The sequence below is a fragment of the Streptomyces sp. NBC_00090 genome (genome assembly GCF_045160815.1).
GTDB lineage: Bacteria > Actinomycetota > Actinomycetes > Streptomycetales > Streptomycetaceae > Streptomyces.
In genome coordinates this window covers 4,431,374-4,452,697 of record NZ_CP108224.1, presented here as the reverse complement: position 1 = coordinate 4,452,697, position 21,324 = coordinate 4,431,374, and the positions used below count along the sequence as shown (strand labels likewise).

Below are 21,324 nucleotides of genomic sequence, written 5' to 3'. Positions count from 1 at the left end.
CGTACGGAGTTAGAGTAACCGAACGATCGGTCGGGACAAGGGGGTCCGTCGATCCTGTGGAAAACCCATCGGGGAGGATCACTCCTATGAGCGCCAACGTGACCGTCAGGGGGAGCGACGACGTGACCGCCAGTGAGCCCGCCGCCATCGCACAGGACCGCACCGTGGCCGTCGTCGGCACCGGCACCATGGGCCAGGGCATCGCCCAGGTCGCGCTGGTCGCCGGTCATCCGGTCCGGCTCTACGACAGCGCGCCCGGCCGCGCGGGGGAGGCCGTGGCCGCCCTCACCGCCCGCCTGGACCGGCTCGTGGAGAAGGGGCGCCTGGACGCCGCCGCGCGCGAGGCGGCCGTCGCACGGCTGCACGCGGCCGAGGAGCTCGAGGAGCTCGCCGACGCGGCGCTCGTCGTCGAGGCGGTCGTCGAGCACCTCCCCGTCAAGCAGCAGCTCTTCGCCGACCTGGAGAAGGTCGTCGGCGACGACACGGTCCTCGCCACGAACACCTCCTCCCTCTCCGTCACCGCGATCGCGGGAGGCCTGCGGCTGCCCGGCCGGTTCGTCGGACTCCACTTCTTCAACCCGGCGCCGCTCCTCCCGCTCGTCGAGGTCGTCAGCGGCTTCGCCACCGACGCGGACGTGGCCACGCGCGCGTACGAGACGATGAAGGGCTGGGGCAAGACGCCGGTGCGCTGCGCGGACACCCCCGGCTTCATCGTGAACCGGCTCGCGCGCCCCTTCTACGCGGAGGCGCTGCGGGTCTACGAGGAGGGCGCGGCCGACCCCGCCACCATCGACGCCGCCCTGCGCGAGTGCGGCGGCTTCCGCATGGGGCCCTTCGAGCTCACCGACCTCATCGGCCAGGACGTGAACGAGGCCGTCACCCGTTCCGTCTGGGAGTCCTTCCACCAGAACCCCAAGTTCACCCCCTCGCTCGCGCAGCGCCGGCTCGTGGAGTCGGGACGGCTCGGCCGCAAGTCGGGCCACGGCTGGTTCTCGTACGAGGACGGGGCGGCCCGCCCCGAGCCGCACACGGCGCCGCCCGCCGAGGCGCCCGCGAAGATCGTCGTCCGGGGCGACCTGGGGCCCGCCGAGCCGCTGGTGGGGCTCTTCGAGGAGGCGGGGGTCAAGGTGCGGCGCAAGGGCGGCAACGGGTTCATCGAGCTCCCGGGGGGCGGCCAGCTGAGCCTCGCGGACGGCGAGACCGCCTTCGAGTACGGCCACGAGGAGATCGTCTACTTCGATCTCGCGCTCGACTACGCGCGCGCGAGCCGGATCGTCCTCTCCGCCAGGGAGGGGGGCGATCCCGAGACCCTCGCGGAGGCCGTGGGCCTCTTCCAGGCGCTCGGCAAGCGGGTGTCCGTGATCGGCGACGTGCCCGGCATGATCGTCGCCCGTACGGTCGCGATGCTCGCGGACCTCGCCGCCGACGCCGTCGACCGGGGCGTCGCCACCGCCGAGGACGTCGACACGGCGATGCGGCTCGGGGTGAACTACCCGGCCGGCCCTCTGGAGTGGGCCGGGAAGGTGGGGTACCGGCGGGCCTGTTCGCTGCTCAGGGCGTTGGAGGAGCGCTACCCGGCGGGGCGGTACGCGCCGAGCCTCGGCCTCGTCCGCCGCGGATACGTCGAGGAAGCGGAGGACGCCCGATGACGACGGCGAAGCGCGACACGTACACCCCGGAGACGCTGCTCACGGTCGCGGTGCGGGCCTTCAACGAGCGCGGCTACGACGGCACCTCCATGGAGCACCTCTCCAAGGCGGCGGGGATCTCCAAGTCGTCGATCTACCACCACGTCTCCGGCAAGGAGGAGCTGCTGCGGCGCGCGGTCAGCCGGGCGCTCGACGGGCTCTTCGCGGTGCTCGACGAGCCGGGCGCGGTGCGCGGCCGGGCCGTCGAGCGGGTCGAGTACGTGACGCGCCGCACCGTCGAGGTGCTGATAGCGGAGCTGCCGTACGTGACGCTGCTGCTGCGGGTGCGGGGCAACACCGCGACCGAGCGGTGGGCGATGGAGCGGCGGCGCGAGTTCGACCACAGGGTGGCCGAGCTGCTGAAGGCCGCCGTGGCGGAGGGCGACCTGCGGGCGGACGTGGACATCCGGCTGGCGACCCGGCTCCTCTTCGGCATGATCAACTCGCTGGTGGAGTGGTACCGGCCGCATCCCGACGCGGTGGCGGAGCGGGAGCAGCTCGCGGAGACCGTCGCCCACCTCGCGTTCGACGGGCTGCGGACGGCCCGCTGAGGGCCCATGGGCGCCGGTCCGCCGCCCAAGGCCGTACGGACGGCCCGGCGGGAGCGTGGGGGCGGGCCTGACGGGAACGTACGGACGCCCGGCGGGAGAAGTGCGGACGCCCGGCCCGGAACGTACGGACGCCCGGCGGGAGAAGTACGGACGCCCGGCCCGGAACGTACGGACGCCCGGCGGGAGAAGTACGGACGCCCGGCCCGGAGCCTACGGACGGCCCTCTGCGGGCCCGTCCGGCTCCTCGGGTGGTCAGGGGCGGTGGTCGGTGTTGAGGTCCGTCTCCTCGAAGACCAGCAGGGTGCGGGTGGACAGCACCTCGGGGATCGACTGGAGCCGGGTGAGCACCAGCTCGCGCAGCGTCCGGTTGTCCGGGGTGTGTACGAGCAGCAGCACATCGAAATCGCCGCTGACCAGGGCGATGTGCGTCGCGCCCGGCAGCGCCCTGAGCTGCTCGCGGACCGTGCGCCACGAATTCTGGACGATCTTGAGCGTGATGTACGCGGAGGCGCCGTGCCCCGCCCGCTCGTGGTTGACCCGGGCGCTGAAGCCGCGGATCACGCCGTCGTCGATGAGCCGGTTGATGCGCGCGTAGGCGTTGGCCCGGGAGACGTGCACGCGCTCGGCCACGGAGCGTACCGAGGCGCGACCGTCCGTTTGCAGCAACCGCAGGATGTCGCGGTCGATCGCGTCCAGCGGGCGCGCCGGCAGGGCGCCCGTCGGCGCGCCGATCGGTGCGCTCAGGGCCTCGCCGGGCACCTCGCCCTCGGAGGCGTCGAGCGCCCCGCCGAGTGCCCCGTCCGGCGCCTCGGCCGGCGCTCCGCCCGTGGTGTCGCCCGGAACCCCGCTCCGGTCGACGGCCATTTGTTCATCCGCCATGTCCCCCCGCCTCTCTCCGCTGGACGACCTGCTTCTATCCCAGGCTGTGGAGAACCGTTTGTCCACAGGCTGGAGGTGCCTGTAGCCAAAATGCCTCCACGACCGAACAATCGGTAGGTGAGGCGCACCACACCGCGCCACCCGCCTTCGGGTCTTATGCCCGCTCCCACGAGGAGGTGGACTCGTTGCAACAGCGCAGTTCGACAGTCCAAGAGCCGCCCGGTGCCGCCCACGCCCACCGGCCCACCCCGCCACCGGCATGGCAGCCGCGAACCGACCCCGCCCCGCTGCTGCCCGACGCCGAGCCGCTGCGCGTGCTCGGCACCGAGGCCGCGGCCGACGCCGACCCCGCGCTGCTGCTCCGGCTTTACGCGGAGCTGATCCGCGGCCGCCGGTACAACACGCAGGCCACCGCGCTCACCAAGCAGGGCCGGCTCGCCGTCTACCCGTCCACCACCGGCCAGGAGGCGTGCGAGATCGGCGCCGCCCTCGCCCTGGAGGAGCGGGACTGGCTCTTCCCCTCGTACCGCGACACCCTGGCGGCGGTCGCCCGCGGCCTCGACCCCGTGCAGGCCCTGACGCTGCTGCGCGGCGACTGGCACACCGGGTACGACCCGCACGAGCACCGCATCGCGCCGCTCTGCACCCCGCTGGCCACCCAGCTCCCGCACGCGGTGGGCCTCGCCCACGCCGCCCGCCTCAAGGGCGACGACGTGGTCGCGCTCGCCATGGTCGGCGACGGCGGCACCAGCGAGGGCGACTTCCACGAGGCCCTGAACTTCGCGGCCGTCTGGAAGGCCCCCGTGGTCTTCTTCGTGCAGAACAACGGCTTCGCGATCTCCGTGCCGCTGGCCAAGCAGACCGCCGCCCCCTCCCTCGCCCACAAGGCCGTCGGATACGGGATGCCGGGCCGGCTGGTCGACGGCAACGACGCGGTCGCCGTCCACCAGGTGCTGACCGAGGCCGTGGCCCGCGCGCGGCGCGGCGGCGGCCCCACCCTCGTCGAGGCCGTCACGTACCGGATCGACGCCCACACCAACGCCGACGACGCCACCCGCTACCGCGCGGCCGGCGAGGTCGAGACCTGGCGGGCGCACGACCCGATCCTGCTCCTCGAAAGGGAGCTGACGGAGCGTGGCCTGCTCGACGAGGACGGCCGGCGTGCGGCGGCCGAGGCCGCCGAGACGATGGCGGCGGAGCTGCGCGAACGGATGAACGCCGACCCGGTGCTCGATCCGATGGACCTGTTCTCCCACGTGTACGCGGAGCAGACCGCGCAGCTGCGGGAGCAGGCGGCGCAGCTGCGCGCCGAGCTCGATGCCGAGGGTGAGGCGTGATGACGACCGCGACGACCGGGACGGCGGCGGCCAGGGCGGCCGGTGCCGCCGGGAAGCCGAAGCCCGCGACGATGGCGCAGGCGCTCCAGCGCGCCATGCGCGACGCGATGGCCGAGGACCCGACCGTCCATGTGATGGGCGAGGACGTCGGCACCCTGGGCGGTGTCTTCCGGGTCACCGACGGGCTCGCCAAGGAGTTCGGCGAGGACCGCTGCACCGACACCCCGCTGGCCGAGGCGGGCATCCTCGGCGCGGCCGTCGGCATGGCCATGTACGGCCTGCGGCCGGTCGTCGAGATGCAGTTCGACGCCTTCGCCTACCCGGCGTTCGAGCAGCTGATCTCGCACGTGGCGCGGATGCGGAACCGCACGCGCGGCGCGATGCCGATGCCGATCGTCATCCGTGTCCCGTACGGCGGCGGGATCGGCGGGGTCGAGCACCACAGCGACTCCTCCGAGGCCTACTACATGGCCACCCCCGGCCTGCACGTCGTCACCCCGGCCACCGTCGAGGACGCCTACGGGCTGCTGCGCGCGGCCATCGCCTCCGACGACCCGGTGGTCTTCCTGGAGCCCAAGCGGCTCTACTGGTCCAAGTCCGACTGGTCCCCCGAGGCGCCCGCGCCCGTCGAGCCGATCGGCAAGGCGGTCGTGCGGCGGCGGGGCACCGGCGCCACCCTGATCACCTACGGCCCGTCGGTTCCGGTCTGCCTGGAGGCGGCCGAGGCGGCCCAGGCCGAGGGCTGGGACCTGGAGGTCGTCGACCTGCGCTCGCTCGTGCCGTTCGACGACGAGACCGTCTGCGCCTCGGTTCGGCGCACCGGGCGCGCGGTCGTGGTCCACGAGTCGACCGGCTTCGCCGGCCCCGGCGCGGAGATCGCCGCGCGCGTCATGGAGCGCTGCTTCCACCACCTGGAGGCGCCGGTGCTGCGGGTCGCGGGCTTCGACATCCCGTACCCGCCGCCGATGCTGGAGCGGCACCATCTGCCCGGCGTGGACCGGATCCTGGACGCGGTGGCGCGGCTGCAGTGGGAGGCGCAGAGCTGATGGCCCAGGTGCTCGAATTCAAGCTGCCCGACCTCGGTGAGGGACTCACCGAGGCGGAGATCGTCCGCTGGCTCGTCGCCGTCGGCGACGTCGTCGCCATCGACCAGCCGGTCGTCGAGGTCGAGACGGCCAAGGCGATGGTCGAGGTGCCCTGCCCCTACGGCGGTGTCGTCACCGCCCGGTACGGCGAGGAGGGCACCGAACTGCCCGTCGGGGCGCCGCTCCTGACGGTCGCCGTGGGCGGTACGGAACCTGCTTCCGCGCCCACCGCGACGGGGGGCGCCGAGTCGGGCGCTTCCGCAGCATCCGCCGATTCCGCTGCGTCTGCTGTGTCGGCTGTGTCGTCTGAGTATTCGGGCAACGTGCTCGTCGGGTACGGCACGGCGGGGCCCGCCGCCCGGCGCCGCCGGGTACTTCGCGAGAACCCGGCCGCGGCCCCGGCCCAGGCCCCGGTGGCGGTCGCCGCTCCGGCGCAGGCAGCCCGGGCCCAGGCTCCGGCCCCGGTCTCGGCCCCGGCTCAGGTCTCCGTGCCCTTCGCCGGGCACGCGGGGCCGGTGCCGGTCATCTCACCGCTCGTACGGAAGCTCGCCCGGGACCGTGGGCTCGACCTGCGGGAGGTGCGCGGTTCGGGGCCCGAGGGGCTGATCCTTCGGGCGGACGTGGAGCTCGCCCTCGCGGCCCTGGACCGGCCGGTCGCCGCTCCGGCGCCGGCCCCGGTGCCCGCTGCCGTGTCCGCTCCGGCGGGTTCCGCGGCGGTCGGCGAGCGGGTTCCGCTGCGCGGGCTCCGCGGTGCGGTGGCGGACAAGCTCTCGCGCAGCCGTACGGAGATCCCGGACGCGACCTGCTGGGTCGACGCCGACGCGACCGAGCTGATGGCGGCGCGGACGGCGATGAACGCGGCGGGCGGGCCGAAGATCTCGCTGCTCGCGCTCCTCGCCCGGATCTGCGCCCACGCCCTGGCCCGGTTCCCCGAGCTCAACTCGACGGTGGACACGGCCGCCCGGGAGATCGTCCGGCTGCCGGCCGTGCACATCGGGTTCGCCGCCCAGACCCCGCGCGGTCTGGTCGTCCCGGTGGTCAGGGACGCGGGCACGCGGTCGGCCGAGTCGCTGACGGCGGAGTTCGCCCGGCTCACCGAGTCCGCCCGACAGGGGACGCTCACCCCGGCCGACCTGACGGGCGGCACGTTCACCCTGAACAACTACGGGGTGTTCGGCGTCGACGGCTCGACCCCGATCATCAACCACCCCGAGGCCGCGATGCTCGGCGTCGGCCGCATCATCCCCAAGCCCTGGGTCCACCAGGGCGAACTGGCCGTCCGGCAGGTGGTGCAGCTCTCGCTCACCTTCGACCACCGCGTCTGCGACGGCGGCACGGCGGGCGGCTTCCTGCGGTACGTGGCGGACTGCGTCGAACAGCCGGCGGTCCTGCTCCGTACGGTCTGACGCCCCGCGGTTCCGGCCCGCTCCGTCTCTCTTGGTGGGACGGGCCGGACGCCCGCGGTGCCCGGCAGCCCATACTGCTGGGGTGACCACCGCATACGACGCCGTCGTGCTCGCCGGGGGCGCCGCCAGGCGCCTCGGCGGCTCCGACAAGCCCGGGGTACGGGTGGGGGGCCGGACCCTCCTCGACAGGGTGCTCGCGGCCTGCCCCGACGCCGGCCGGACCGTGGTCGTCGGGGATCCCCGCCCGACCACCCGCCCCGTCCGCTGGACCAGGGAGGATCCGCCCGGCCAGGGCCCGTTGGCCGCCCTCGGCGCCGGGGCGCGCGAGACGGAGGCCGATGTCCTTCTCGTCCTCTCCGCCGACCTGCCCTTCCTCGACCGGGACACCGTCCGGCGCCTCCTGGCGGCGCTCGCCGAGGCCCCCGACGCCGAGGCGGTCCTTCTCACCGACGCCGAGGGCCGGGACCAGCCGCTCGTCGCCGCGTACCGGACCGGGCCGCTGGTTCGCGAACTGACCCGGCTCACGCACGACTTCCGGGGTCTCGCCCACCTCCCGTTGCGCGCCCTCACGGAGGCGCTGCGCCTGACCCGGGTCGCCGCCGGCCCTCTCGCCTCCTTCGACTGCGACACCTGGGAGGACATCGCCACGGCCCGGGCCCGCATCAGGGAGCATGGGTCCGTGCTGGACGAATGGATCACCGCAGTCAAGGACGAGCTGGGCATCGAGCTGGACGTCGACACCGGCGTGCTGCTGGACCTGGCCCGTGACGCCGCCCACGGGGTGGCCCGCCCCGCCGCGCCCCTGACGACCTTCCTGGTCGGCTATGCCGCGGCGCGCGCGGGCGCCGAGGGCGGCCCGGAGGCCGTTGCCGAGGCCGCCCGCAAGGCCGCCGCGCTCGCCAAGCGCTGGGCGGCCGAGCAGGACGAGGCCGGATGACCCTCAAGGAGTCCCCCGTGGCCCCAGAGACCGTTCCCCGCCCGCAGGCCGGGCAGCCGCACCGCGCCACTGCCTGGCCCGAGGCGCGCGCCACCGCCGCCGGGGCCGGGGCCGCGGCCCGGGCCGGCCAGTCCGCCCGGGAGCCGCTGACCGTGCCGCTCGGTGCGGCGCTCGGGCGGAACCTCGCGGGGCCGCTCCTCGCCCTCACCGACCTGCCCTCCTTCGACACCTCCGCCATGGACGGCTGGGCCGTCGCGGGGGCGGGGCCCTGGACGGTCCGCGAAGAGGGGGCCGTCCTCGCGGGTCACGCACCCGCCGCGGTGCTGGCCGACGGCGAGGCGGTACGCATCGCCACGGGCGCCCGCGTCCCGACCGGGACCACGGCGGTCATCCGTTCCGAGCATGCCCGTACCGAGCTCTCCGGCCCTGGCCACTCCCGTACCGAGCTCTCCGACTCCGAGCTCTCCCGTACCGAGCCCTCTGGCTCCGAGCACTCCCCTACCGAGCTCTCCGGCTCCGAGATCTCCCGTACCGGGCCGAGCGGTGCGATGTCCGGTGGCCTGCTGCTGCACGCCCTGCGTGAGGTGCCGCCCCGGCAGGACATCCGCCCCCGGGGCCAGGAGTGCCGCGCCGGAGACCGACTGCTTCCCGCGGGCACCGCCGTGACCCCCGCCGTTCTCGGCCTCGCCGCGGCCGCGGGATACGACGAGCTTCCCGTCCTGCCCCGCCCCCGGGTGGAGATCCTCGTCCTCGGCGACGAGCTGCTGGCGGCGGGTCTCCCCCACGAGGGGCTCATCCGTGACGCCCTCGGCCCGATGCTCGGCCCCTGGCTGGAGGCGCTCGGCGCCGAGGTGCTCGCCACCCGCCGGGTCGGCGACGACGCCGAGGAGCTGTACGCGGCCGTCACCGGCTCCCCCGCCGACCTGCTGATCACCACCGGCGGGACTGCCGCCGGGCCCGTGGACCATCTGCACCGCGTGCTCGACGCGGCGGGTGCCACCCTCCTCGTCGACGGGGTGAAGGTCCGCCCCGGCCACCCGATGCTCCTCGCCCGTCTCGACGGCGCCGGCCCCCGTCATCTCGTCGGACTGCCCGGCAATCCGCTCGCCGCGGTCTCCGGGCTCCTCACCCTCGCCGAGCCGCTGCTCGTCGCCCTCTTGGGGGGCGTACGGGAGCCCCACCACGCGCCCGGCGTACCGGTCCAGGACGAGGTGCAGGGGCATCCCCATGACACGCGGCTCGTCCCGGTGGTGCGCCGCGCCGACCGGGTCGCCCCGCTGCACTACAACGGCCCGGCCATGCTCCGCGGCATCGCCGCGGCGGACGGCCTGGCCGTCGTCCCGCCCGGCGGTGCCCGTCCGGGCCAAGCGCTGGAGATCCTCGAACTTCCCTGGCCGACGGCGGCGGGGTCCGCCCCGGCCCAAGGAGTGTGTTTCACGTGAAACTTCCCAGCCGTGACGTGATGGCCCGCCACGCGGACGAGAGGATCTCGGGTCCGCAGATCAGGCTGCCCCGCCGGGTCGTCGAGAAGCCGCTGCGCCAGGTCGGCAAGCGGCTGCTCATGGCCCTCGGCGTGCTGCTGTTGACGGTGCTCATCGTCTACGTCGACCGCGATGGCTACCACGACAACGCCAACGAGACGCTCGACTTCCTCGACTGCGTCTACTACGCGACCGTGACGCTCTCCACCACCGGATACGGCGACATCGTCCCGTACAGCGACACGGCGCGGCTCGCCAACATCCTGCTGGTCACGCCCCTGCGCGTGCTCTTTCTGATCATCCTGGTCGGCACCACTCTCGAGGTCCTCACGGAGCGGACCCGGGAGGAGTTCCGGCTGAATCGCTGGAGGTCCACCTTGCGCGACCACACCGTCATCGTCGGCTTCGGGACCAAGGGGCGGTCCGCGATCCAGACCCTCTGCGCGACCGGGCTCCGCAAGGACCAGATCGTCATCGTCGACCCCTCCAACAAGGTGATCGAGACCGCCAACGCGGACGGCTTCGTCGGGGTCATCGGCGACGCGACGCGGAGTGACGTGCTGCTCCGGGCCGAGGTGCAGAGGGCCCGTCAGATCGTCATCGCCACCCAGCGCGACGACACGGCCGTGCTGGTCACCCTGACGGCCCGCCAGCTCAACCGGGGCGCGAAGATCGTCGCCGCGGTCCGTGAGGAGGAGAACGCGCCGCTGCTGCGCCAGTCCGGCGCGGACGCCGTCATCACCAGCGCCTCCGCCGCCGGCCGGCTGCTCGGCCTCTCCGTACTGAGCCCCAGCGCCGGCACGGTGATGGAGGACCTGATCCAGCAGGGCTCCGGCCTCGACCTCGTCGAGCGCCCGGTGACCAAGGCCGAGGCGGGCAAGAGCGTGCGGGAGACCGAGGACCTGGTGGTGAGCGTGCTCCGTGGCCACCGGCTGCTGAGTTACGACGACAAGGCCGCCAGCCCGCTCCAGCCGACCGACCGGGTGATCACCATCGTGCGCGCCACGGCGGTGACCCCGCTCACCACGCCGCCGCAGGACTGAGAGTGCGGGACTGAGCCCCGGCCGCCGGAGTAGCCTCGCGGCCATGCATGCGATCACGATTCCGGAACCCGGCGGTCCCGAGGCCCTCGTCTGGGCCGAGGCGCCCGATCCCGTGCCCGGCGAGGGCGAAGTCCTCGTCGAGGTGGTGGCGAGCGCCGTCAACCGAGCCGACCTGCTCCAGCGGCAGGGCTTCTACGACCCGCCGCCGGGCAGCTCCCCGTACCCCGGGCTGGAGTGTTCGGGGCGGATCGTCGCGCTCGGACCGGGGGTCTCCGGCTGGTCCGTCGGCGACGAGGTGTGCGCGCTCCTCGCCGGTGGCGGTTACGCCGAGAAGGTCGTCGTCCCGGTCGGTCAGCTCCTGCCCGTGCCGGAGGGCGTCGGTCTGGCCACGGCCGCCGCGCTCCCCGAGGTCGCCTGCACCGTCTGGTCCAACATCTTCATGATCGCCCACCTGCGTCCGGGCGAGACGCTGCTCGTGCACGGCGGGGCGAGCGGGATCGGCACGATGGCGATCCAGCTGGCGAAGGCGGTCGGCGCGCGGGTCGCGGTCACCGCCGGGAGTCCCGGGAAGCTGGCGCGCTGCGCCGAGCTGGGCGCGGACATCCTCATCGACTACCGCGAGCAGGACTTCGTCGAGGAGCTCCACAAGGCGACGGACGGGGCCGGCGCGGACGTCATCCTCGACATCGTCGGCGCCAAGTACCTGGAGCGGAACGTGAAGGCGCTGGCCGTCAGCGGCCGCCTGGTGATCATCGGCCTCCAGGGCGGTGTGAAGGGCGAGCTGAACCTGGGGGCGCTGCTCGCCAAGCGCGCGGCGGTCATGGCGACCACGCTGCGCTCCCGCCCGCCGCACGAGAAGGCGGCGATCGTCGCCGCCGTCCGGGAGCACGTCTGGCCGCTGATCGGCGGGGGCACGGTCCGGCCGGTCGTCGACCGTACGGTGCCGATGCCGGAGGCCGCCGAGGCGCACCGGGTGCTGGAGTCCGGCGACAACGTCGGCAAGGTGCTGCTGCTGGCGCCGCAGGGCTGACCCGCGGGACATGGAGGAGGGGCCCGGCGCACGAGATGCGCCGGGCCCCTCCTCCATGAACGACCGTCTCCGGGACTACAGGTACGGCCCCGAGCGGACCGCGTGGCCGTGGCCGCGGTCGTCGTCGTCATCGTCGTGCGAGGCACCCGGCGGCAGCGCCCGGCGCATCTGCTCCAACTGGGCGCGGGCCGCCATCTGCTGGGCGAACAGCGCCGTCTGGATACCGTGGAAGAGGCCTTCCAGCCACCCCACCAACTGGGCCTGCGCGATGCGCAGTTCCGCCTCGGAGGGGATCGCCTCGTCCGTGAACGGCAGGGAGAGCCGCTCCAGTTCCTCGACCAGTTCGGGCGCGAGCCCGTCCTCCAGCTCCTTCACGGAGCTGGCGTGGATGTTCTTGAGCCTGACACGGCTGGCCTCGTCGAGAGGTGCCGCCCTTACTTCCTCCAGGAGTTGCTTGATCATGCTGCCGATCCGCATGACCTTCGCAGGCTGCTCGACCATTTCCGTCACCGGGACCTCGCGGGATTCGTCGTCACCCTGAGTGCCGCCGAGCGCCGTTCCGTCCTGTCCCACGATGAGGACCTGGGGGCTCTCCTGCGACCTGTCATTCCTCGGCATCTCCATGCCGCCATTCTCTCGCACACATGCCTCATCACACGGTGTGCCCCTGTACGAGGGTGATCACCCTCGTACAGGGGCACAGGAAGGCAACGAACCGTCGCGGACCGTATCTGTCAGGTCGCCTCGCGCCGGGCCAGCGCACCGCGGGAGCGGGTCACCAGGGCGGCGAGGAGCGCGGCGCCGAGCGGTACGGCGATCAGCAGGCCCGCCAGGGTCTCCCAGGGGATGACGATCGGCACGTACGGCGGGCTCGAGGACGTGCCCCAGCCCTGCGCGACGGACTCCTCGTAGAAGCGGATCATCTCGCGCTCCTCGGTGAGACGGAGCCCGATCGCGGGCAGGACTCCGGCCGCCGAACCGAGGGTCACGCCCATCGCCGCGACGACTCCGCACTGGAAGCCGCTGAGCGTGCGGCGGACCCGGGGCGGGGCCCCCACGGCGGCGAGCGTCTTCAGGTCGGCCTCGGCATCGGCCTGGGCGAGACCGGTGGCGATACCGGCGGCGCCGATGGTGACGAGGCCCGCGAAGACGGCCAGCGCGAGCACGACGAGGCTGTCGTCGTTGACGAAGCCCTCCTCCACGTGCAGCTCGACGTTGCTGCCGAGCTTGGCGAGCTCGCCGTCGAGCTTCTGGCGCTGCTCGCTGTCCGGCATCCGCTCGGTGCTGAAGTACGAGCCCGCCGGCAGGGTGGAGAGGCCGGCGGCCTTGGCGGCGGCCGGGGACATCAGCCCCTGGAGGCCGTAGGACTTCGGGTCCCCGGGCACCAGGTAGGCGGGAACGGAGCTGATCTTCCCGGGCACGGGCCGGCTCTCCGCGGCGGCCTTCTCGGCGGCGGCGAGGTCGGTGATCTGCTTGATCCCGATGGTGCCGTTCTTGTCGATGGGCTGCCGGGAGAAGCTGACGATCCTGCCCTCGGCGAGGGCCTTGGCAGCTCCCGGGTCGTCGATGCCGAGGACGTGGAGGACCTTCGCGTCGCCGACGAGGAGGCCGCCGTCGACGTGGATGCCCCCGCCTCGGGAGGACTGGTCGCACCGCCAGTCCTCGGCGATCAGCTTCCGGCGCTGCTCGGGGGTGTACTTCTCGCTGGGGTCACTGCCGTCGGGGAGGAAGGCGTACAGCGGGCACTCGTTGGCCCGGGGGATGACGACCTCGTACCGGCCGCAGCCCGCTCCGCCGCCCCAGGGGGCACAGCCGGGCTTGCCGACCGAGACGCGCTGGACATCGGCGCGGACGTCGACGGGGAGGTAGCGCTGGACCGCCTCGCGGACCGCGGGGACGTCCCGGCCGCCCTCCTCCGTGACGAAGGCGGAGACCGCACCGTGCGGCAGCTGGGCCTCGTATCCGGCCCTGTTCTGCGCCTCGCTGCTGGCCATGAAGGTGGAGACGGCGACCGTGCCCGCGACGGCGGCGAGGACGGCGGCGACGGCGGGAGCCGTACGCCCCCGGTTCCGGACGGCGTCGCGCAGCGCGAGCCGCGGCGAGAGCGGCAGCCAGCGCCCGGTGCGCCCGAAGAGCCCCACCAGGGCCGGGGTCATGGCGACGACGCCCAGCTCGGCGATGGCGGAGCCGCCCGCCACGATGACGAACTGCTCACTGACGAGGGAGCCGAAGAGCGCGATGGCGCCACCCACCAGGATGGCCGCGAGACCGACCAGGGGCAGGACCCGGCTGCTGCGACGGACACCGCGCCGGCCCGTGAGGGAGGCGAGGACGGTCTGCCGGGAAGCGGTGATCGCCGGGACGACGGCGGCGAGCAGACCGGTCAGGACGGCGAGCAGCGCGATGCCGAGGAGTTCGAGCGGCCGGACGTCGAAGGAGCCGAAGCGCTGCTTCATGGTGTCTTCGAGGACGGGCTGCAGCACCAGGGTGAGGATCACGGCGAGGACGGTGCCGATGACGGCCGCGGCGACGCCGATGACCAGACCACCGCTCAGCACGATGGCCCGGATGTGGCTGCGGGCACCGCCGTTGGCCCCGACCAGACCGAGCTGGCGCCGCGAGCGGCGGGCGCCGACCGCGAAGGCGGGTCCGGCGAGGAGACAGATCTCCAGCATCGCCAGGCCGACGACGGTGGCGACGGCGGCGAGCGCGGCGGCGTCGGCCCCCGGGCTGGAGTCGTACCTGCCCCAGCCGTCCTTCACGTACAGCGGCACCTCGGACTCGGCGGGCGGGTCGAGGATGACGGCGCGCGAGACGACGGCCACGCCCTTGGCGTTGATCTGCTGGACCGTGTTCCACGTGAAACCACCGGAACTCCGCACCAGATACGTGGTGGAGAAACCGGGAGCGGCCAGACCGGCCTTCTCGACCGCCTTCGCGTACGGGGCGAGGAAGGCCCCCGGCACCGCGTTGACCTGGTCGGCGCCGAGCGAGTCGGGAAGTTCGTAGGAGCCGACGATCCGATACGTACGGTCGAAGTTGCGAGCGGAAAGGGTCGAGCCGACCGACAGACCGCTGGTCTCCAGGAAGTGCGAGGTCGCCATGACCTCGTCGCTCTTCTCCGGGAAGCGCCCGGACAGGAGGGTCATGATGCCGCGGGTCATCGGATCGGACGTCTTCAGCTCACGCACCTCGGCCGTGAGCAGACCGTGGGCCGTGGTCAGCTTGGCCGACCCGGAGCGGTCCGTGAGGACCGTGGAACCCGCCGGGAACGTCTTGGTGACGTCGGTGGGGCCGTTCGGCCACGGCTGGTCCTTGTAGTCCTTGACCGGCGTGTGCATCTCGCCCAGCGGGTCCTGGTAGATCGGCACGCCCTCGACCTCGGCGTCCCGGAGTATCGCGTCGGCCGCGCCCATCGCCCTCTCCACCCGCTCGGCGGGGGACAGTTCGGAGCTGCGGTAGGTCAGATCGAGCGCGCTGACACCGAGGATGGGCAGCGCGATCATCGCGAGGACGAGGGAGCTGCGGCCCTTGGAGCGCCAGGCGTCGCGGCGGGCGATGCGGATCGCGGCCCGCCAGGAGTGGAACCAGGTCTTCACGCCTCCGCCACCTGGCCCGAGAGGAGGGAGTCGGCCTCGCTGCGCACGGTCTGGTCGACGATCGCGCCGTCCCGCAGGAACACGACCCGGTCGGCCCAGGCGGCGAACCGCGGCTCGTGGGTGACCAGGACACCGGCGGCCCCCGCGTCGCAGCGGGAGCGGAGCAGGGCGAGCACGGACTCGCCGGTCTCGGAGTCGAGGGCGCCGGTCGGCTCGTCGGCGAGGACGAGACGGCGGTCGCCGACGAGGGCGCGGGCGATGGCCACGCGCTGCTGCTGACCGCCGGACATCTCGTCGGGGAAGCGCTCGGCGAGGTGGCCCAGCCCCATCTCCTCCAGGGCGGCCAGGGCCTCGACGCGCGCCTTGCGGGCGGAGGTCCCGTCGAGCTCGCGGGGCAGGGCGACGTTCTCGGCGGCGGTGAGCGCCGGGATGAGGTTGTAGTCCTGGAAGACGTACCCGATGCTGCGGCGGCGCAGGGCCGCGAGCTCCTTGACGCTCGCGGTGGTGATGTCGGTGTCCTCGACGATCACCCGGCCCGAGGTCGGGGTGTCCAGGCCGCCCGCGATGGTGAGCAGCGTGGACTTGCCGGAGCCGGACGGGCCCATGACGGCGACGAGTTCGCCGGGGTAGACGGCGAGGTCGATGCCGCGCAGGGCGTGCACCTCGGTGGCGCCCGAGCCGTGGACGCGGGCCAGGTTCTGGAGTTGCAGCACGGGCTGCTGTGTGGACATGGAGGGGTCCCCCTTGGACGTACGCGGCGGTCGGCCGGGTACGGAGCGAGCGGTGGAAGGTGGTGCGACAGCGGTACGGGACGAGATGGGGCGCGACCGTGCGGTCAGCGCGCCCCGCCCTTGGCCGGTGCCTGGGTGGTCGTGGCCGGGCCGGAGGTGCTCGGGCCCGGTGCGTTCGGGTCGGCCGGGGCCGTCGTGGCCTTCGCCGTGGTCGTCGACAGTCGGATCAGCCGGGCCTCGCAGTGGTCCAGCCAGCGGGCCTCGGCCTCGGTCTGGAAGATGAGCTGTTCCAGGACGAGCAGCCAGGCCACGTCGTCCCGTTCCCGTGCGCCGCCGCTCTCGACGGCGACGAGCGCCTGCGCCTTGAGCCGGGTGTAGTCCTGCATGGCCTTCACGGTGTGCCGGCGCTGGGACTGGATGACGTCGCGGATGTCGACACAGGGCGCGCCCACCGCCATGGCGAGCTTGATGGCCAGCTCGTCACGGGCGGGGCTGGTGCGGTCCACCGGCTTCTCGAACCAGGTCCTGAGCTCGGCGAGACCGGCGTCGGTGATCGTGTAGAGCGCGTGGCCCGCCTCGTCCTGGCCCCCCTGCGCGACCATGCCGTCGCGCTCCAGACGGCTCAGGGTCGTATAGACCTGGCCGACGTTGAGCGGCCAGGTGGAGCCGGTGCGGGACTCGAACTCCGTACGGAGCTGGGAGCCGTAGCGCGGGCCGCGTTCGAGGAGGGCGAGCAGCCCGTGACGGATCGACATACTCAGTATGTATACCGAGTATGTCCTCGCGGACAACCCTCCTGAGACGGAAGGGGAGCGTCCGACTCAAGGGGGATCCGGCCGGCCGCGAGGGCTCAGCGGCGGCGCATCCGCAGCCCGAGGAAACCGATCCCGAGCCCCATCAGAGCCAGCCCCACGCCCAGGGTGAGGACGGGAATCCGCTGGTCGACGAGGGTGGGAGAAGCCTCGCCCGCCGTCCCGGGCGCGGCGGCGGGCCGGGTCGCGGGCGCCACCTCGGTGAGGGCCTCGTCCTCCTCACGTACCGCCTCGTCCTCCTCCTCGGCGGCCTCCAACGCGTCTGAGTCTGTTGCCGACTTGGTACGAGAGGGGTCGGGGGACGGGGTGGTGGCGCTCGGTGGGACGGTGTCCGTCTCGGTGCGGCCGGGCCGCGGCCGGCCCTCCCCGGCGGGCCGGCCCGCCAGCGAGGCGGAGTCGCTGGGGGCGGGGGCGTCGGTGGGCTCGGCGCTCGGAGAGTCGGACGAGGACGAGGACGAGGACGAGGACGAGGCGGTGCCGGTCGGCGCGTGCGCGGGCGGGGGCGCGTGCGCGGGCGGGGCGGATGTGCCGGGGGCGCCGGTGCGCCCCGGAGAGGCGGAGCCCGTCCCGGAGGGGGCGGAGGCCGTGCGGGAGGGGGTGGAAGCGGTCCCGGAGGGGGTGGAGGCGGGGGGAGCGGGAGGTGTCGCGGAGGTGGCGGGTCGCGTCGCGGAGGTGGCGGGCGGCCTGGTGACGGGAGGCGCGGACGGCCCGGACTGCCCGGACGGCCCGGACTGCCCGGACGGCGCGGGTGGCCCGGACGGCCCGGACGTCCTGGACGGGGTGGACAGGCTGGACAGGGCGGACCGCGGGGGCGGCGCCGGGGGTGTGGACGGTGCGGTCACCCGCGTACCGCCGGGCGCCTCCGCCCCGTACGCGAGGGGCGCGGCACACAGGGCGAGCGCGCAGGCGAACGTGCAGGTGAGCGCGGGGCCGAGGGCCCGCGCCCGTGCCCTGCGGAGTGCTGGAGTCACCGGGTGACCCCCTCCCGTACCGAGCCGCCGAGATGTCGACTCAGCGTCACATGCCGGAACATTTCCGGCATCCGGGACGGTCTCGGTGGCGTAGTGGGCCGCACCCGTCAAAGGCCACCCCACGTCAAAGAGGCAGCCGCATGTCAAAGGGCCCGCCCACCTCGGTCGGGTGCTGTCCGCGCCCCGAGGCCGTTCCCCTCTACTGCTTTACTGCGGCGGGTTGCCCGTCGAGACGCTGAGGGTGAATTCGGCGTCCTCGGCCGTGATGTCCTCACCGGCCGGCGGGTACTGCTCCAGGACCGTGCCCTCGCCGTAGGTCGCCTCGTCCACGGGTCGCTGGGTCGTGATCTTCCACCCGGCCGCCTGGACGCAGTCCTTCACCGACTGGATGTTCTTGTAGGTGAAGTTGGGGACCTCGAACTTGGCGGGGTCGTCGCTCGACTCCGAAGGCTGCGTGCACTTCTTCACGTCGATGGTCTTGGTCAGGTCCGGGCCCTTGTGGCCGGGGGTGGTCGTCTGGGTCTGCTCCGTGCCGCCGGTGCCGCCGCCGTTGCCACCCGCATCCGTGCCCTTGTCGTCCTTCTGGGTGAGCGCCACGATCAGTCCGCCGACCGCCAGCAGGGCGACGATGATCGCGCCCAGGAGCACCGGGGTGTTCCGGCGGGAGCCGCCGCCCGGCGCCGCCGGAGCGGAGGCGGGAGCAGGCGTGTGCATCGGGCCCGGGGAGTACGGCGAAGGCGTCGGGGCCGTCTGGTAGACCGGCGCGGGCGTCGGCGCCTGCTGCGGGTAGCCGTAGGCCTGGGCGGGCGCGGGCGTCGGCGGGCCGTACGGTCCCGGCTGCGGCGTCGGCGGCAGGTACGGCTGCTGCACGCCGTGCGGGCCGGGCTGCGGTCCCGGCGGCGGGGTCTGGCCGACGGGCGGGAAGACCGCCGAGCCGACGCCCGAACCGCTGCTGACCGGACCGCCCTGGACGATCATCGGGGCACCGGTCTGACCGGCGGAGAGCACCCGGAGGCACTCGTCGCGCATGGCCGCGGCGCTCGGGAACCGCTCGTTCGGGTTCTTCCGCAGCGCCCGGGCGACGAGCGCGTCCATCGCCGGGGTCACCGCGCGGTTGACGGAGGACGGGGCGACCGGCTCCTCCTGTACGTGCGCGTACGCGATCGCCAGCGGAGAGTCGGCGTCGAAGGGGAGGCGGCCCGTCAGCAGCTGGAAGAGCATGATGCCGACCGAATAAAGGTCGGAGCGGGCGTCCACCGCGCGGCCGAGGGCCTGCTCGGGGGAGAGGTACTGGGGGGTGCCGACGACCATGCCGGTCTGGGTCATCGACGTGACCCCGGACTGCATGGCGCGCGCGATGCCGAAGTCCATGACCTTGACCACACCGCGCTTGGTCGTCATCACGTTGCCCGGCTTGATGTCCCGGTGGACCAGGCCCATCTCGTGGCTGACCTCCAGGGCGGCCAGCACGTCGGCCGTCACCTTGAGCGCCTTGTCGGCGGGCATCGCCCCGTACTGCTGTACGTCGGCGGCGAGGACCGAGCCGAGCGGCAGCCCCTCCACGTACTCCATGACGATGTACGGCATGACGGCGCCGTCGAGGGTGTCCTCGCCGGTGTCGAAGACCGAGACGATGTTCGTGTGCGACAGCTTCGCGACGGCCTGCGCCTCGCGCCGGAACCGCTCGCGGAAGGACTGTTCCCGGCCGAGCTCCGTGTGCAAGGTCTTGATGGCGACCTGGCGGTCGAGGGCGCTGTCGTAGGCCAGGTACACCGACGCCATGCCGCCCTCACCGAGGAGGTCGCGCAGCTGGTACCGGCCGCCCGCTACCGAACCGCCCGCATAGCGGCCCTGTGCGCCGTCCTGGCTCATCTGTGCTTCCCCCTACGCGCGCGTGGCGGCGTTGATCCGGAATTTCCTGGCCAAGTCTGCCCGGTGGCACCGACACGTCAAGCCGAGTGCCCGTTCCGTGACCCTCCGCACAGGAGGTGTCCTCGAACCGTTCCCGAAGTGTCCGGGGAAACACGGCGAATTTGCACAGGTGTACGTGGGCGGGGTTGGATGGCCGGTCAACCGCGGACCGTGATGTCGCACGGAGCCTGTAGCGTGACGACTGGACACGGCACGACAGACGACGGCGAGGACTGATGGCACCCGAATCCGGAGCAGGTGGCGGTGTGCCGGACCCCGCCGCGGAGTCGTGGGGCGTCGGCGGCGTCGTCGGCGACGGACGATACCGGCTGACACACCGTCTGGGCCGCGGCGGCATGGCCGAGGTGTTCGCAGCCGAGGACGTGCGCCTCGGTCGCACGGTGGCGGTCAAGCTGCTCCGTGCCGATCTCGCCGAGGACCCGGTCTCGAAGGCCCGGTTCACGCGTGAGGCGCAGTCGGTCGCCGGCCTCAACCACCACGCCATCGTCGCCGTGTACGACTCCGGCGAGGACTTCGTGGGCGGCCGGCCCGTGCCGTACATCGTGATGGAGCTGGTCGAGGGTCGCACCATCCGCGACCTGCTGATCAGCGCCGACGCGCCGGGCCCCGAGCAGGCGCTCATCATCGTCTCGGGCGTCCTGGAGGCGCTGGCCTACTCGCACCAGCACGGCATCGTGCACCGCGACATCAAGCCGGCGAACGTGATCATCACCCACAGCGGTGCGGTGAAGGTCATGGACTTCGGCATCGCCCGCGCCCTGCACGGCGCGCAGTCGACGATGACGCAGACCGGCATGGTCATGGGCACCCCCCAGTACCTCTCCCCCGAGCAGGCGCTCGGCAAGGCCGTCGACCACCGCTCCGACCTGTACGCGACGGGCTGTCTGCTCTACGAGCTGCTCGCGCTGCGGCCCCCCTTCACGGGTGAGACGCCGCTCTCCGTCGTGTACCAGCACGTGCAGGACGCGCCGGTCCCGCCGTCCGAGGTGACCCCCGGTGTGCCGCCGGAGCTCGACGGACTCGTGATGCGCTCCCTCGCGAAGGACCCGGACGACCGGTTCCAGAGCGCCGAGGAGATGCGCGGGCTCATCCAGTACGGCCTGCAGATGCTCCAGCAGCAGGGCGGCCACACCGGCACGTGGAACACCGGGCCGGTCGACATGCACGACGGCGGGCACACCCCGGTCGGCGGCATGGCCGCGACGACCGCGATGGGTCACCCGATGCACGGCGAGACCGCGCAGGGCCGGATCATTCCGCAGATGAACCCCGACGACGGGGCGGCCGGGTACGGCGGCTACGACGGCGGTACGGGCGGCACCGGCGGCTACGGCCAGGACGGGTCGTACGGCTCGAACGGCGGCGGGGGCGGCCGCGGCAAGGTGATCCTCTTCGTGGCGCTCGCGTTGATCGCCGTCGTCGCGGGCGTCGTGTACGCCATCGACAAGGCGCGCGAGAAGGACCCGGGCACGGTGAAGCCGACGACGAGCGTCAGCAACTCGCCGTCGACCTCCTCCGAGGAGCCCACTCCCTCGGAGGAGCCCACCGAGGAGCAGACCCAGGACCCGGGCTCGTCGAACGGGGGCGCCACGCAGCAGCCGTGGACTCCGCCGCCGACCACGGTGGATCCGACGACGGCGCCGCCGACGACCGCGCCGACGACGGAGCCGCCGACCACCGAGCCGACGACCGAGCCGCCGACGAACACGACGGAGCCGACGAACACGACGGAGCCGACGAAGACGACGGAGCCGCCGGTCGACCCGACGGGCGAGCCCACCGGGGGCAACGGCAACCCGGGCACGCCGACGGGCGACGACACCGACCCCGCGACCAACTGAC

General features: G+C 73.3%; 18 protein-coding genes. 11 read left to right on the top strand and 7 right to left on the bottom strand.

Features of this window, described 5'->3' with window-relative positions:
* Nucleotides 1-86 precede the first annotated feature (86 nt).
* Both OG361_RS19865 and OG361_RS19860 read left to right on the top strand, forming a co-directional pair.
* A complete protein-coding gene (locus OG361_RS19865) occupies nucleotides 87-1,649 on the top strand; it encodes a 3-hydroxyacyl-CoA dehydrogenase (RefSeq protein WP_405855371.1) in 1,563 nt (520 codons plus the stop codon).
* Nucleotides 1,646-2,239: a TetR/AcrR family transcriptional regulator gene (locus OG361_RS19860; protein ID WP_405855369.1), complete on the top strand. Its 594-nt coding sequence runs from the start codon at nucleotides 1,646-1,648 to the stop codon at nucleotides 2,237-2,239. Before OG361_RS19865 ends, OG361_RS19860 begins: the two co-directional genes overlap by 4 nt.
* A gap of 252 nt (nucleotides 2,240-2,491) precedes the next feature.
* Here OG361_RS19860 and OG361_RS19855 read toward each other — a convergent pair whose 3' ends face one another.
* A complete protein-coding gene (locus OG361_RS19855; RefSeq protein ID WP_405855367.1) occupies nucleotides 2,492-3,118 on the bottom strand; it encodes an Lrp/AsnC family transcriptional regulator in 627 nt (208 codons plus the stop codon).
* A 176-nt stretch (nucleotides 3,119-3,294) separates the two neighbouring features.
* Here OG361_RS19855 and pdhA point away from each other — a divergent pair, with 176 nt between their 5' ends.
* The 7 genes from pdhA (at nucleotide 3,295) to OG361_RS19820 (ending at nucleotide 11,437) form a co-directional block, all read left to right on the top strand.
* The gene (gene pdhA, locus OG361_RS19850; protein WP_405855365.1) at nucleotides 3,295-4,455 is read left to right on the top strand and encodes a pyruvate dehydrogenase (acetyl-transferring) E1 component subunit alpha; all 1,161 of its coding nucleotides are present in this window, start codon (nucleotides 3,295-3,297) and stop codon (nucleotides 4,453-4,455) included.
* Nucleotides 4,455-5,501, top strand: a complete 1,047-nt coding sequence (locus tag OG361_RS19845) for an alpha-ketoacid dehydrogenase subunit beta (RefSeq protein ID WP_405855363.1) — start codon at nucleotides 4,455-4,457, stop codon at nucleotides 5,499-5,501. Before pdhA ends, OG361_RS19845 begins: the two co-directional genes overlap by 1 nt.
* On the top strand, nucleotides 5,501-6,946 hold the full coding sequence (locus OG361_RS19840) for a dihydrolipoamide acetyltransferase family protein (RefSeq protein WP_405855361.1): 1,446 nt from the start codon (nucleotides 5,501-5,503) through the stop codon (nucleotides 6,944-6,946). Before OG361_RS19845 ends, OG361_RS19840 begins: the two co-directional genes overlap by 1 nt.
* A gap of 82 nt (nucleotides 6,947-7,028) precedes the next feature.
* Nucleotides 7,029-7,883 (top strand): NTP transferase domain-containing protein, encoded by an 855-nt coding sequence (locus OG361_RS19835; RefSeq protein WP_405855359.1) that lies wholly within the window; start codon nucleotides 7,029-7,031, stop codon nucleotides 7,881-7,883.
* The gene (locus OG361_RS19830; RefSeq protein ID WP_405855357.1) at nucleotides 7,880-9,325 is read left to right on the top strand and encodes a molybdopterin molybdotransferase MoeA; all 1,446 of its coding nucleotides are present in this window, start codon (nucleotides 7,880-7,882) and stop codon (nucleotides 9,323-9,325) included. The genes OG361_RS19835 and OG361_RS19830 overlap by 4 nt, the downstream gene beginning before the upstream one ends.
* 20 nt (nucleotides 9,326-9,345) lie before the next feature.
* Nucleotides 9,346-10,407 carry a potassium channel family protein gene (locus tag OG361_RS19825; RefSeq protein ID WP_405862350.1) on the top strand — a complete coding sequence of 354 codons (1,062 nt, stop codon included), beginning with the start codon at nucleotides 9,346-9,348 and terminating at the stop codon, nucleotides 10,405-10,407.
* Between the two features lie 43 nt (nucleotides 10,408-10,450).
* On the top strand, nucleotides 10,451-11,437 hold the full coding sequence (locus tag OG361_RS19820; RefSeq protein WP_405855355.1) for an NAD(P)H-quinone oxidoreductase: 987 nt from the start codon (nucleotides 10,451-10,453) through the stop codon (nucleotides 11,435-11,437).
* A 75-nt stretch (nucleotides 11,438-11,512) separates the two neighbouring features.
* Here the strand turns inward: OG361_RS19820 and OG361_RS19815 are convergent, their stop codons facing one another.
* The 5 genes from OG361_RS19815 to OG361_RS19795 form a co-directional block, all read right to left on the bottom strand.
* On the bottom strand, nucleotides 11,513-12,061 hold the full coding sequence (locus OG361_RS19815) for a bacterial proteasome activator family protein (RefSeq protein ID WP_405855353.1): 549 nt from the start codon (nucleotides 12,059-12,061) through the stop codon (nucleotides 11,513-11,515).
* A 110-nt stretch (nucleotides 12,062-12,171) separates the two neighbouring features.
* Nucleotides 12,172-15,036, bottom strand: a complete 2,865-nt coding sequence (locus OG361_RS19810) for an FtsX-like permease family protein (protein WP_405855351.1) — start codon at nucleotides 15,034-15,036, stop codon at nucleotides 12,172-12,174.
* Nucleotides 15,033-15,767, bottom strand: a complete 735-nt coding sequence (locus tag OG361_RS19805; RefSeq protein ID WP_405855349.1) for an ABC transporter ATP-binding protein — start codon at nucleotides 15,765-15,767, stop codon at nucleotides 15,033-15,035. Before OG361_RS19805 ends, OG361_RS19810 begins: the two co-directional genes overlap by 4 nt.
* A 104-nt stretch (nucleotides 15,768-15,871) precedes the next feature.
* Nucleotides 15,872-16,522 (bottom strand): PadR family transcriptional regulator, encoded by a 651-nt coding sequence (locus tag OG361_RS19800; protein ID WP_405855347.1) that lies wholly within the window; start codon nucleotides 16,520-16,522, stop codon nucleotides 15,872-15,874.
* 95 nt (nucleotides 16,523-16,617) lie between these two features.
* On the bottom strand, nucleotides 16,618-16,836 hold the full coding sequence (locus OG361_RS19795; RefSeq protein WP_405855345.1) for a hypothetical protein: 219 nt from the start codon (nucleotides 16,834-16,836) through the stop codon (nucleotides 16,618-16,620).
* A gap of 70 nt (nucleotides 16,837-16,906) precedes the next feature.
* On the opposite strand from OG361_RS19795, the gene OG361_RS19790 reads away from it, so the two are divergent.
* A complete protein-coding gene (locus tag OG361_RS19790) occupies nucleotides 16,907-17,557 on the top strand; it encodes a hypothetical protein (RefSeq protein ID WP_405855343.1) in 651 nt (216 codons plus the stop codon).
* Between the two features lie 200 nt (nucleotides 17,558-17,757).
* Here OG361_RS19790 and OG361_RS19785 read toward each other — a convergent pair whose 3' ends face one another.
* Complete coding sequence (locus tag OG361_RS19785) at nucleotides 17,758-19,422, bottom strand: protein kinase domain-containing protein (RefSeq protein WP_405855341.1); 1,665 nt, start codon at nucleotides 19,420-19,422, stop codon at nucleotides 17,758-17,760.
* 275 nt (nucleotides 19,423-19,697) lie between these two features.
* Here OG361_RS19785 and OG361_RS19780 point away from each other — a divergent pair, with 275 nt between their 5' ends.
* A complete protein-coding gene (locus tag OG361_RS19780) occupies nucleotides 19,698-21,323 on the top strand; it encodes a protein kinase domain-containing protein (RefSeq protein ID WP_405855339.1) in 1,626 nt (541 codons plus the stop codon).
* Nucleotide 21,324 lies beyond the last annotated feature (1 nt).

Bases quoted from the DNA above. Each gene is read 5' to 3' on its own strand.
- OG361_RS19865 (WP_405855371.1), top strand. From the start codon at position 87: ATGAGCGCCAACGTGACCGTCAGGGGGAGCGACGACGTGACCGCCAGT.
- OG361_RS19860 (WP_405855369.1), top strand. From the start codon at position 1,646: ATGACGACGGCGAAGCGCGACACGTACACCCCGGAGACGCTGCTCACG.
- OG361_RS19855 (WP_405855367.1), bottom strand. From the start codon at position 3,118: ATGGCGGATGAACAAATGGCCGTCGACCGGAGCGGGGTTCCGGGCGAC.
- OG361_RS19845 (WP_405855363.1), top strand. From the start codon at position 4,455: ATGACGACCGCGACGACCGGGACGGCGGCGGCCAGGGCGGCCGGTGCC.
- OG361_RS19840 (WP_405855361.1), top strand. From the start codon at position 5,501: ATGGCCCAGGTGCTCGAATTCAAGCTGCCCGACCTCGGTGAGGGACTC.
- OG361_RS19830 (WP_405855357.1), top strand. From the start codon at position 7,880: ATGACCCTCAAGGAGTCCCCCGTGGCCCCAGAGACCGTTCCCCGCCCG.
- OG361_RS19825 (WP_405862350.1), top strand. From the start codon at position 9,346: ATGGCCCGCCACGCGGACGAGAGGATCTCGGGTCCGCAGATCAGGCTG.
- OG361_RS19820 (WP_405855355.1), top strand. From the start codon at position 10,451: ATGCATGCGATCACGATTCCGGAACCCGGCGGTCCCGAGGCCCTCGTC.
- OG361_RS19815 (WP_405855353.1), bottom strand. From the start codon at position 12,061: ATGGAGATGCCGAGGAATGACAGGTCGCAGGAGAGCCCCCAGGTCCTC.
- OG361_RS19805 (WP_405855349.1), bottom strand. From the start codon at position 15,767: ATGTCCACACAGCAGCCCGTGCTGCAACTCCAGAACCTGGCCCGCGTC.
- OG361_RS19800 (WP_405855347.1), bottom strand. From the start codon at position 16,522: ATGTCGATCCGTCACGGGCTGCTCGCCCTCCTCGAACGCGGCCCGCGC.
- OG361_RS19785 (WP_405855341.1), bottom strand. From the start codon at position 19,422: ATGAGCCAGGACGGCGCACAGGGCCGCTATGCGGGCGGTTCGGTAGCG.
- OG361_RS19780 (WP_405855339.1), top strand. From the start codon at position 19,698: ATGGCACCCGAATCCGGAGCAGGTGGCGGTGTGCCGGACCCCGCCGCG.